Here is a 13,757-nt window from a genome sequence, read left to right as displayed (position 1 = left end):
GTATGTTTAATGTTCAAAATCAACAGATTAGTGACAGTGGAAGAAATGTAAGCTCTGTTTTGAATATTGAGCAAGCTATTCAGTATTTAAATTCTTTGGGGAGTTGGGTAGGAAATGAGCCTTGGCTAGCAAACGTGTCAGAAGAATTAAATAAACGGTATAGAGAGCTAAGGAAGGACATAAGAGAAAATACTAATTCTTGGTCTTATTCACAGTATTATGAGCGTTTAGCTTACCACTATTATAACCTTGCGTGCTACTATAATGATGAGCTGTTTAATAAATATAAGGTTAACTTAGAAAGCGTAAAACAATGTTTAGAAAAATGTTTAGAGAAGCTTGCTGAAGTTTCTGGAGAAGGCTATTCAGACAGGACAAAAGAATTAAAGAATGATGCTAAAAAGTTTTTGACAAAAGTAAAGAAAATACATGAGCAGCAAGAAGATCTGCTGACAAAATATAGCACTTTTAATAAATTCAAAAAGTACACAAAATTATGTATTGTTTTAGGTAGTATAAATCAGGTTCCTTTGCAACAATGCTCTGCTGAGAATAGACAGCGGATTCAAAATATTCAGCTGTTAAAAGTCATTAATATGCTAGAAGATGCAATTACTGTACCTGAGTACAAAAATACTTTCATTACTGCAGAGCAGTCTGACTATTTAGGTCAAGTGTATCAATTGGCTGGCCAACCTGCACTGAGTATACGATATAAGAGAACTAGTGACAATCTCAAAAAAACTGTAAATGCAACGAAGGAACATAGTGATAAGAAACAGGAGATAAAAGATATTATTAGCAAAGAAGTTAAAGAGTATAGAAGTAATTTAGTACAAGTTAAAGATTATATAGAAGAAAGGCTTCATAGATCGCTTAGCACTATTGACAATGCTTATATTGAGAGAAAATATATAAAATATTGCGCAAGGCTTTGGCTACAAGAAACAACAAATTTACTAAAAGAACTGACTGAAAGTAAAAGCCGTACTGTTATTCAAGAAATTTTTAATTCACTAGATGACATACAGGGTTTTAGCCAGATTCCTAATCCTTTAAACCAACTTGAGTATTACACCCTTTTAATGGAGCACTATAAATTGGTTAGGAAAGAAGATGAAAAAGTTTTCATAAGTCGGTTTAAAAAAGAGTGCTTGGAACAAATAGTTGCCTATAGTGATTCTGCTGAAAAAGAATTAGTTTTTCTAGAAACTTTTGTTGACTTTTTAAGTTCCTCTAAAAATCTTCAATCAATTATTGTTGAACTAGAATTAGAAGACTTTTGTCGTGGTGATTTATCGTTTGATAAGTTGATCAATAATATTATGAAGCTTGAAGTAGATACTTATGGTGAAAATCTTATAGTTTTGAAAAAAGTGACAGAAGGCTTAAAGGAGAAAGAAGATCTTTTTTTAATAGACAAGTTTAAGGAAGTTATAGGTGCTTATATAAAACCAGTAGAAGTACAAGAAAGAAGAATAGATGGTCGATTAGTTGTTGAAGTAACAGGTAAGAACATTGTTGTCAGTGAAATTTTATGGCAATTAGAAAATACACTTTCAGAGAATTCAAATATAGAGGAAGTACGCTTTGTTGGCGCTGATGTTATACATATTGATGCAGATTTTAAAAATAAAGTTTGGTACGGAAAGAATGTAGTTGTTTTAACCAAAACAATAAAAGTACATGATAAAGTAACCTGGAATGTATCTGGGAAAGATAACAATCATACCTATTCTGATAATGCAGGTACTGGAAAAGATGGTCATGGTAAACAAGGGACAGATGGTTATCCTGGGGAAAGTGGTGGCAATGTCTTGATTCTAGTAGAGAAAATAGAAAATCCGGAAAATTTTACCATTATTTCAAATGGTGGTAAGGGTAGTAAAGGACAAGATGGTGGAAATGGAAGAGATGGTAAGGATGGAGTAGGTATTACGAAGGCAGAATTTAAAGAAAAATTTCCTCCGGCTGCTAAATTTACCCACGTGGGCAGAGCAAATAATATATTAAAAACTGTTAATAACATTAAAAAAGATTCACAAGTCATAATATCTGAGTGGTATGAAAGCAAACGGGACGCATTCCCTTTTAAACGTGATGTGACTTTTAATGAAGAAATTATTGAAGAAGTTATAAAAGATTCTAAAGAAACAAAAGAACGTCATGGTAGAAGTTATGGAAGGGGGGGCACAGAGAAATGCCCTTTTGAGGGAAATATTTTCATAAATGCAATGACGAATCAAGAAAACGAGATTATCTTTTCTTTTGAACGTGGAGGTAAGACTACAAATTGCCAAGCTTTTCTGCTTTACAAAGGATCATTAGGGCAACCTGGAGGACATGGTGGAGAATATGGATTAGGTGGTCAAGGTGGATATGCTGGAGGAATAACAGTAAAAAACCCAGAAAGCAGCCAGGAATTCAATACTATAAGAGAAGTTAAGCAAGGGAAAGAAGGAGAAAAAGGACAGGGAGGCTTATATGGTAATCATGGAGAAAATGGCTGGGATATGGGTTATATGGACTATTCGGTTTCAGAGTTTTTTACAGAAGAATGGCCTAAATTTCCTGGTGTAAAAGAAAAAAGTAAAGTTGAGTTAAAATACTATAGTGATAATTCATCAAAACGTATACGATGTCCCTATAAAGAACGTAAAGGTGAAGGGGATATATATGCTGAACTGGAACCTTCTAAGATTGAGCATAAAAAGCAAAAAAGGTATGAAGAAAGGAAGAGTACTAGACAGAATAGTGAGCGACAACATCACGCACAAGCTGTAAGGAAAAAAAACATTTCACAAAGCAGCATTTTAGCTAATTATTCTCATCATCTTAGTTCTATGGAAAAAAATACACTGCAGAACTTACGATCTGATTTAGAAAATACTAAACAACAAGCCTTACAAGCGATCACTGAAAATCAAGAACAGCAGGAAAAGCAAACTACAGAATTAGGAATTAGGCGTCATTCTTCTTACCAGAGTAAAAGTAAGCATCATAATAATGTCTTTATTACAACATCTAGTATCACTTACAGAGAGACTATTGATGTTGAAAGTTTTATTGATAAGCTAAAAAAAGAACCATTGCTGCTAGACAATTGGTTTCAGTTAAAAAAGGCAGAACTTAATTTATCTCAGCTTAGTCAGTTATTTTTAGTTTTTGAAACCTTAAAAGGTAGCCCTCCTGAAACGAGTAGCTTACAAAATAATACAGAGCTACAAGACATAGAGAAGCTTTTGATTGATAAGTATAGACTTGCTACATTGCAAGAAATTGTAAAGCAATTACCACCTTATCAGGAGGTTACAAATAATGTAGAATTAACACCTGAAAATGCAGCAAGATATCTCATTGAAGCAAAAGGAAATGATAACAATATTTCTCACCATATTTTAGGAACTCTGAATCAATATCTTTATAAAAATAGTACAGAACAACATGAGAAAATTTCTAAATTCGGTAAAGAAGAATTACAGAATACAGAGAATAAAGCTTTAAAATACTCAATTAGAGCGTTTGTTTTAGAAGTAGGAAAATTAGAAGAGGAACATACAGATGTTAAAAAATATTATAACAAACATAAAAAATTTCTAAAAGATCAAGAACATAGTTTGAATATATTCTTTGAGGCGTTTAAAAGAGAGCTATCCCAGCCAAGACATGCAGAAGTATTTGGTTTATGGATTGAAAGTATTAAAGATAAATCTCTAAGAAGTAAGCTAGAAGAAAAAATACAAAAAGACGATTTTTTGAAGGCTCTTTATAATCGTTTTAATAATCAACTTAGACAAGAATATGATTGGAAAGAGTGTTGCAAAGATCAAGCTGTTCTTCAGAAATACGATGATTATATTCAAGAAAAAGGCTTATTATCAGAAAGCTATAGGGAATTATTAGCCTACATTTTCGATGTTAATATTAGATTATACGCTGAAAATCAAGATAATAAATTGTTTCTGCAAGGTGATCACAATCCTTCATCTAAGCAAATTATCCACATATTATGTAGAGATAATGAATTTATACAATTAAATATAGATGGAAACTACTTAAAGTTAGAGCAAGAGCGTAAGAAAAAAGATAATTTTTACGCAAGGATTCTTATAGAAATTGAACCATTTAAACAAAAACAAGAATTTGATAATTACTTAAAGAATAAAGCTTTTTTATCTAATAACAGTCCTTCAGAAGATGAACAATATTTTAATGAAGAGGAAGATATAGAAAAAATTATAGAATACTTTCCTGAAGGGGAAAAACAACAGTTAAAAGAGCGATTGAACAAAATTACATCTCAATATATTGGGCAGCAAGGAATTTTGCATAACATGTTGAAAAGCTTTTCTAGCGAAGGAAGACATGTATCCTCTCAAGAATTATATTGTTTAGTGAACTCAATTCTAACTTCTGTTATTGAAGATAAAAAAGAATTGAATATCTTTTGTTGGATAGTTGCAGCTTATCCTCAAAAGAGTTGGATAGATGAATTGATGTTATTACAACTCGAAGATTATTTCAAAAAAACATTAATAGAGAAACCTGAATGGAGAAAGTACTTATCGAAAATAGAAAGTAAGGACGTTTTACTGTTATTTAAAGTAAAGTTGGATCAACATAAATCAAGCAATCCTATTTCTGCTCAATGCATTGAAGATATTCTGCATTTATTAAGTAATATTCCAAATGAAACAGTTAGTTTAGAAGGACTAGAGTTATCTGAGTGGCCTTATGCACTGAAAGAAAAATACTGGACATGCAAGCTATCAAAATTAGTAGATTGGCAAAAGGATGACTTACCAACAGCTTCTTACTATCTTTTATCTATAGAGAATATTTTTGGCGCTCTTTTATCGGAGAAATTTATAGAGGCTCTAGAAAAGAAAAAACAAGAATTGTCATCTGATAAGCTTACTAACATTTTATCTAATTTTCATAATGAAAAATGGAACTTAAGTACAGAAGAGTTAAATACCCTTAACAGTTGTAGAATTGATGATTGGGCACAGAAAATGCAGGAGAAGTTTACTGCTAATAAAGAAGAACGGAAGATAACTCAGTTAGTTGAACTAATTAAAAGTAATGCTAATACTTCGAAAGAAATTTTAAACAAATTGCCAAAAATTAAGAATTATATTGAAAGTATTGATAAGTATATAACTGCTGAAAAACCTATAGGTAGTTTTACGGAAGATGATATTAAAAATTGGGTAAAAGAATTTCAGAGCAATATGGGTAAAGGAAAGCAAGATGTAAAAGAGGAAATGCTTGCTGTAATATATAGAGCAATAGAGTTAAAAAAAGAATTAGAACTAAAAAGAGTATTTAAGCTTCGTGATACTCAAAAATTAACTGTATTGGCGTTATTGACAAATGATCGCAGCACCCTAGCACAAGTGTCTACTGGAGAGGGAAAATCATTAATTGTAGTAGCAGCATCAATTATGAAAGCACTTTGTGGAGAGAAAGTAGATGTTATAACTAGTTCTTCTGTATTGGCAAAACGTGATGCTGAGGATAATAGAGATATCTATAGTTTATTTGGTATTAATGTATCACATAACTGTAGTGAAGATATTGAAAAAAGAAAGGAAGCATATTCAGATAATCAAGTGGTATATGGTGATTTATCTAATTTCCAGCGCGATTATTTATTAGATAAATTTTATGGGAAAAATATTTTAGGAGATCGTAATTTTAATAATGTAATTGTTGATGAAGTAGATAGTATGTTGCTCGATAAAGGTAACAATATGTTGTACTTATCTCATGATCTGGCAGGACTAGATAAGCTGGAATCTGTTTACATTTACATTTGGCAGTGGATTAATAGACCAGCTAGAGATAATAAAGAACTTTGCTATGCTTTTGATGCTAAAGCAATTAAAGAAGCAGTGATAAGTGACTTATATGGATTGGTGAAAAAAGAAGATATTGGAAAGCTTGGGTCTGAATTAAGCGAGCAGCAAAAAAATATTATGTGGGAACGTTTAATCAAAACTGAGATATTAGATGATCAGGGCAAATTGTTAAAAGGAAACATTAATGACAATGAACTTAATAAAGTACTTTCACCTGAATTTAATTGTTACAAAGATCGTTTTCTTTACCTTTTAAAAGAGTGCATTGAAAGAGAAAAATTTATACATGTTCCCAATAATCTCAGACCGTTTATTGAACAGCACTTAGAATCTTGGATTAATAATGCTATAACCGCGTTCTTCATGAAAGCAGGAGAGGATTATGTAGTGGATGTAGATAAAACCGGAAGTAGTCCAGATCGCAATCCTAATATTACAATTCTTGATAGAGATACAGGAACAGATCAAGCTAATTCTCAATGGGATGAAGCATTACACCAATTTTTACAACTCAAACATGGATGTAAATTATCTTTACAAAGCTTAAAAGCTGTTTTTATCTCTAATGTTTCTTTCTTTAAATTGTACAGTAACTTATATGGATTAACAGGCACTTTAGGGTCACAGAGAGAAAGAGATTTATTGCAGGAGATACATGAGGTAGACTTTGTAACTATCCCTACAGCCAAGTCTAAGCAATTTCGTGAGGAAAAACCTATTCTTTGTACTGGCAAAGATGAATGGATAAAGCGCATATGTAATGAAACAAAAAGGCTAACTGAGGAAAAAAAACGATCTGTTTTAATCATCTGTGAAACAGTAAATGATGTAGAGACTTTATACAAAGCTTTTGGAGGAAAGGATGCAAAACATGTTCATACATATACAAGAGATTACGAAGAGTTTGATAAAGGGTTTGAAATTGTTCAAGGTAACAAAGAGCTGGGGCAAGGACAGATTATTATTGCAACGAACTTAGCTGGCCGTGGAACTGACATAAAAATTACAGAAGAATTGAGGAAAGCAGAAGGATTACATGTTTGTTTAACTTACCTACCTAGCAATATTCGAGTTGAACAGCAAGCATTTGGGCGAGCAGCAAGAAGTGGAGACCAGGGTTCTGGTCAGTTAATCATCATGGATTCAAAAGGACAAGAATACAGTAACTCAAAAATACTTGATTTAAAGAAAGAGCGTGATGTGGAAGAATTACATCGTATATCTGACATTAAAGCTTACTATGATACTCAGATTACTATGGAAGAAAGCTGTTTTAAAGCATTCAAAGAGCAGTACGAACAATTGAAGAAAGACCTTGATGATAAAAAAGTACCTACTGAAGTTAAAGAAATTGTATTGCAGAGTTGCTTGGACAAATGGGCTTTCTGGTTAGATGAACACACTAAATATGTAAGAAATTTGACAGGTGAACAGGATAAAAGAAATCTTTACAACCTACTGGACAAATTTATCTCACGATTAAAGAATTTAGACACTGGGTATAGCGAAAAGTGGTTACCTTCGTATGAAGGACCTCCAACTCTAATTATTGAATATGATAGCACAAACTGGTTAGCCTGGGTTAAAGAAAATCCAATTCAAATGATTAAACTTGGAAAGTATCTCTCTCAAAATGAGGAACATAAAAATGCTCATAAAAATGCCCTTGAGCTGTTTGATGAGGTGATTAAAAAAGAGCCATATTTTTCTGAAGCAGCACGTTATTACAAGGCATTTGCATTAGTAAAGAAGGTTGATTTAGAACAAAAGCCTTTAAAAGAAGAAGATGAGAAAGTTTTGAAAGAATTTAAGCAAGAATTGCGAGAAGCTGCAAGGCTTTTAGATGAGCATAGTAAATTTGCTATCAATGCAGCAGGTATTATTGGTAAGATTAAGAAGAATAATAACGAAAGTATCATTCAAATCGACGCTTATGAAGAACAGCAAAAGAGCTTGGCTAACCTTTATTATATGTTTTCACGGTCTATAGATGATATTTTTGGACACACTATTACTCCACAATCTTTTGCTAATAATGATATTAAGGAAGAGCTGGCTGAAAGTCTATATAAGGATCTTCTTGAAAAGGGCATGCTAAAAAAGCCGAGAGTAAAAAAGAGCATTTCTGAAGAAGAGCTAAAAGTGATCAGTGCTGGCTATGGAGTATCAGTTGAAACATTAAAAATTTTTCTTTCCAAATATGAAGGGAAGGAAATTAATGAGAAAGAATTTCAAAAAGAATTAAAAAAAGAAGTACAATTGCCTAGCAGAGAAGCATTTTGGAAGTCATTGATTAAACAAAAAATCTTAAATGAAGAAGTTAAGTGTGTTGTAGTTAATAATGAAAAATTGAAAGAAACAGATCCTTCATTATTGGATCATCTGACTGGAAAAATAAACCAAAAAGAGTTAGAAAAGCAAACTCTAGAGCTCAATAATGAACAGATTCTTTTAAATGTAGAATGGGTTACACAACAGAAAAATAAAGGTAATATTTTTAAAAAAGATGATTTTATAAAGATTGTAGGCAAAGACAAATATAAAATATTGAAAGAGAGAGGAGTACTTTCATTTAACAGAAAAGCGCATATAGACCAAAGTAAAATTGAATCTATGACTTTTCCTTGTTACGATTCCATTACTCTGGAAGACTTTACTAAAGTAAATATCACTAAAAGTGAAGCTGAAAAAATTTTAGCAGAACTAGCTAAACAAAAGGTCATTGAAAAAAAGGATGGCTCAGAAAATAATGCTTATGGACTAAAGATCAAATTTGATGAAATCAAACAAGTTCAGCTTTCTTTCTGTCCAGTTTATGAGAATGTCCTAAAAGGACTATTATCTACATGTTTTACCTATAGAATAGCCCTTCAAAAAATTGCAGTGCAGCTAGAAGAAAAAAACTTTCCTGTTCGTCTGCAATTAATAACAAAACCACATCAAAGTTTAGTCTTGGAATTATTAGAACAGAAAATTATCAGAACTACTATGGTAGCAACTAAAGATGAAGGCTTAGAGGAAAAGTTGAAGAGTATATATAGTCAAAAAATGACTAAAGATAATTTTAAATGTATACTTTCTAAAAGTACACTCATTCAAGAAGAGTGTATAGAAAAGCTTTTTGGCTTCTTGGTTGAGAAAGGATGGATTACCAAGTACGATCCAATGCAGTCTATACAAGATGAGGGTATTAGAGCTATTAGCAAGGAAAACATTAAAAATGCTGGCAAATCTTTAGTACAAGATCTTTATTATATTAATAGCCCTGATAAAAGACAAAAACCTTTAAACTTTTTTCCCGAAGGAAGCCATGAAAACGTACCGACCAAATTGCAAAGTATTGATAAAACAGTGGAAAAAGTTTTAGACAATCAATTACAACTAGCGAAAAAAGATACAATTAAAAATATTGTTAGCACCTTGAAAAGATCAAGAAGTTCATTGAAAGCTTTAAAGGTTCCTGATAGTAAACTAAAATCTCTAACTGAGTTTTGTGGTCAAGGTGAATTTGCAAATATAGAGGAAGTGCATGTCTTTTTTCTCAATGGATTAGATCAACTTTTACAATTAGAAGAGAAGAAATGGACACAAGAAATGCTTATCAACACTGTAGCAGTAACTGCTATGGGAGTAAGCCAAATAGCTGTAGGTACTGCTATAGAGTTATATTCAGTGGGTATTATGACCCATGTTGGTGCTGCATTTGTTAGCGAGGGTGTAAATGATCTCTTCTTTGCAGCAGGTGCTTTAAAATCAGGCCATTTTAGTTGGGAAGATTATAGACAACATAAGCTTGAAAGTTTAATGATGACAGCTGTTACTGTTGGTATAGGAGCTTATCTTTCAAGAGGTGCTAAGGTATCACGTTTTGGTCATAAACTAGCTGGACCTAATTTTGAATTTGGTAAGAAAGTAGCAGAAATGTCCGGAACTCAGCTGATTCAAACTGCAGGTTGGAAAGTAGTAGGAAAAGAAGTTGCAAAGCGTATTACATTAAAAACTATAGAAGGGTTAGCGCTTGGCTTAGCTAATGCAGGAGTTGATACACTCGTTGAAAATTACCTTCAAGCACTATGTGAAGGCATAGCCTCTGATATTTTGTCAGATATTGAACGCGAAGTAGAAGAACATAATATCTCTATAAGTTTAGAAAAAGCCTATAAAGTATTAGGAAGAGAAAGAGCAGAAAAAGTTATAGGTGACTTAACTAAGAGTGTCTTTACTAGGCAAAGTTATGTGGAAGAGTTTTTACCTATTGCCAACAAGATAGCTAGTAGTGTAACTCAAGGAATTGCAGAAGCTGTTAAAAAAAGAAGCAAAACAAGTAATAAGCTGGTATTACCTATTCATGCTATTAGTAAGATAATGGTTTGGTCAGAACGTTCTGTTCAGATTGCCAATATAATAGTGATTACTAATAATCTTTTAGGTAACTTAGATCAGGAAATAAAAGGTAGACTAAATAAGCTGGAAAAAGACTTAGAACGCAATCAAAAACAAGAAGTGGAGAAAGATTATGAGAGTTTTAAAAAAGGAGTAATTGATCAGTGGAAATCATTGCTTCGCGAAAAGGCTGGGCAAATTATAGCACGGCATATTGTGAGCCCTGTCCTTAAAGAAGGCGCTAATCATCTGGTTAGATGTATTGGAAAAAAAGTGCAAGAAGCATATCAGTCTTACAAAGAAAGTGGGCATTTTGAGCGCTTTGAAGGATTGAAACAGGAGCACAAGGAAAAGCTACAGAGTGAACAACAATGTGACAATACATCTAAAACAGAAAACCATATTACGGAAAAATATCATAAAGATTTGCGAAAGTTGATGATTAAAACTAGAAATCCTGACTTACTTGCAGATATAGTCCGAGAAAACATTCCAATGGATATGACATGTGTTAACGCGTGTACTCAAGTAGTATATAAGATACTAAAAGAGCAAGGAGTTGTAATTCCAGGGCTAATCGTTATTGTTCAAGGAAATGGTGGTATAAGACAAGAATTTTCATCTATATCAGAAGGAACAGGAAGGATAATTATTCCTCTTGAGCTCAAAGATAATCATTTTGAATTTTGCGGAAGCAGCACATCGGAAAACAGTAGTGAATCAAAAAATAATTGCTTATATGAAGCTTTATCAGAAGCTATACCTGGATTAAGAAATATAATATCACCAGAAGGATTCAGAGATAAGGTAGCTGATTGTATTAACATGATAAAGGAATACGGTATCACATTCAGCAAGGCTGGCACCGGCTTCCTATATCTCTTGGTGCGTTTGTGGTGCATCTGCAAGAAAGCGTTCGAAGGTAATACATGATTTTGAATCGTCATCCTTTGATAATGAAGAGTTTCTTGATTACGAAGAATATCAATATAGGGAACGTAACGTATCTGATCACCTAGAAGACCGTTTTACACGCTTTTTTCGTATTGGTGGAATAATACAAAGAGCTTCTGAACAAACAAATATACTAAGGAATCAAGTAGTCAAAAGTGGATCAAGTAAGTCTCAAGATCAGAGTAGCAACAAAGGAAGAGAAATTCATGCAGCGCATGTAGTCAGACTTGGTGAGATTAATCACGAGATGGTAAAACAATCTGAACAGCTTTATAATGAACTCGTAAATTTTCTAGGTCATACACAAAATGTTCCAAAGTATGCAAACGAGTGGCATGGAATAGGTGGAGATATAGATAAGTTTCAATCAAGGAATCTAAAAGAATTAGGTAAGATAAATTTTAGAGAAAGCCTTACCGCAGAAGATGCAAGTATAATAAAAAGCGTAAAGGAGGATTTTATAGCCGTACTAGATACCCGAATTAATGGAGGAAAGCTTAGTGATAGAAAGAAATTAGAGCTAATAAATGTAAAGACAGCTTTAACTAATATTACAATTGAGTCAGTATTTGAAAAAGGAAAAAAAGGTTATTCAGGTGAGGGCATGAATGCTTATCGATAGGCAACTACTTGCCATTGAATTTTAAAGAATATTGCAAGATTAATCGGGGGTTATTTTCTCTACCGTTCTCTACATTTTTATTACGGAAAGTTCAAATTCCAAATTAGGAAGAAATAGAGAAGCAAGTCAGAGAAGTTCCACAATTTTTAATCCACAGCTAAATGAGGAGTTATAGCTTTTTACCCAATAGTGAGAACATTTCATAAAAAAGCAGAATCGACAGCTTGACGAAAAGATTTGAACAGAGTTTCTGGCTCGGGTTTATAGCAAATCAATGATGCTCAGTTTCATTAAAATCTGGAGAATAAGGAGGAAGATACAGAATCTCTGCACCAATACCTTTGGCAAATTCACTTGTTTTCTTGGATTTATGAAAAGTTGCATTATCCAAAATCACTGTTTGCTCAGACTGTAATATTGGTACCAAAAATTGCTCGAATCAGCCATTAAAAACCTCTGTATCACAATACCCTTCAAAGGTCATAGGTGCAAAGATTTTTCCCTTACTTAAAGCTGCAATCATGCTGAGTTTTCTTACCTGATTTTAGTGTATGAAACCTTTCTCCCTTTCTGCAATATCCGTATATTCTGTATTCTCTATACCAGATTCATCAATATATCAAATTTTTAGGGGACTCTGCCGATATGACTTTCAAAAATTCAGCACGTTTTTCTTCATTTCTTTCTTTATATCAATAAGTCTTTTTTTGCGTTTAAATCCACTTTTTTTAGAGCTGTATGAATCGTTTGATGACTATATATTGCCTCAGCACCTCTGATTGTGTTTTACCGCCGTGTTTTTTTATAAATTCTGCAAACGCATTCCAATCGGTGATTTTATGATTATAGCCTCTACTTCTCAGTTTCTTCGATTCCTGTTTCTTTCCGCCTTTTCTCCCATTTGTACAATGTTACTCTACCGATTTTGAACCTCTTTGCTACTGCTGTTTTACTCTCTCCTTCATCTAACGCCTGAATGGCTTTTTTCCTTAAGTCATAACTGTACGCTGCTGGCACTTTTACCTTCTTATTACCCTAAATCTCTATTTTATTCTGTTGCCACTATTATTAGAAGGGCTATAATTCAGTAAAATTTAAGAATTTTAATAGTTTAGCAGCATGAAACACGCAATAAACTGCCACTTTTAAATTTGATCAGACTTAATTAAAAAAGACAAGACTTTCAATAATTTGCCAAAATCTAATCCAGAATTCGGGTTGAAAACATGGCAAAAATTAGATGAAACTGCTTTACAACATAGTATAAGCTTACAATGGGTAATATGTATAATTAGAAAAGCAAGCTATAGGAAGGAAACTAAAATACAGAAATCAGAGACACCAAAAAAGAGATATAAATTTTAGACAAAGTAAGTCATGAAGGGTATATTTTACTTTCAATCAAAGCTTCTATGGCAATAATTCTTTTAGATACAAAAATAATAAACCGTATAGCAGCGGGTGAAGTAATCGAAAGGCCAGCAAGTGTAGTAAAGGAATTAGTAGAAAATGCAATAGATGCTGGAAGTTCAGAGATAGAGATCAAAATAGAAAGTGGTGGACGTAACCTTATAACTGTGACAGATGATGGAAATGGAATAGAAAAGGACGACTTAGAACTAGCATTTATGAGGCATGCCACTTCAAAATTAAGCGATAGTGAGTTAATAGAAATCAAACATCTTGGCTTTAGAGGAGAAGCTTTGCCTTCAATTGCAGCAGTAAGTAGAATGAAATTATCGTCTAAGGCAAGTGGAGCAAAGGAAGCATGGTCTATAAGGTATGAGGGAGGAGAAAAAATAAGAGAGATTACCCCTTATTCTTTATTGCAGGGTACATATATTGAAGTTCGTGACTTATTTTTTGCGACTCCAAATAGACTAAAATTTCTAAAAACCGAAAGGGCAGAAACACAAAGTATTGTTGATATTGTG

General features: G+C 32.8%; 2 protein-coding genes and 2 pseudogenes. 3 read left to right on the top strand and 1 reads right to left on the bottom strand.

The genetic code is table 11. From position 1 onward, the window contains the following. Window positions 1-2: 2 nt before the first annotated feature. Together CAI20_RS00020 and CAI20_RS00015 are read left to right on the top strand one after the other, a co-directional pair. Window positions 3-11,180, top strand: a complete 11,178-nt coding sequence (locus tag CAI20_RS00020) for a DEAD/DEAH box helicase (RefSeq protein ID WP_246111604.1) — start codon at window positions 3-5, stop codon at window positions 11,178-11,180. A 268-nt stretch (window positions 11,181-11,448) separates the two neighbouring features. Then, window positions 11,449-11,823: a hypothetical protein gene (locus CAI20_RS00015; protein ID WP_149168621.1), complete on the top strand. Its 375-nt coding sequence runs from the start codon at window positions 11,449-11,451 to the stop codon at window positions 11,821-11,823. A 200-nt stretch (window positions 11,824-12,023) separates the two neighbouring features. Here the strand turns inward: CAI20_RS00015 and CAI20_RS00010 are convergent. Further along, window positions 12,024-12,840: pseudogene (locus tag CAI20_RS00010) on the bottom strand (IS630 family transposase). A gap of 395 nt (window positions 12,841-13,235) precedes the next feature. Between CAI20_RS00010 and mutL the strand changes: the two are divergent. Then, window positions 13,236-13,757, top strand: a pseudogene (mutL, locus tag CAI20_RS00005) (DNA mismatch repair endonuclease MutL); the annotation flags it as partial.

It is taken from the genome of Wolbachia endosymbiont of Chrysomya megacephala (assembly GCF_008245065.1).
In the GTDB taxonomy this organism is placed as follows: Bacteria; Pseudomonadota; Alphaproteobacteria; order Rickettsiales; family Anaplasmataceae; genus Wolbachia.
This window is presented reverse-complemented; position numbering and strand designations above follow the sequence as displayed.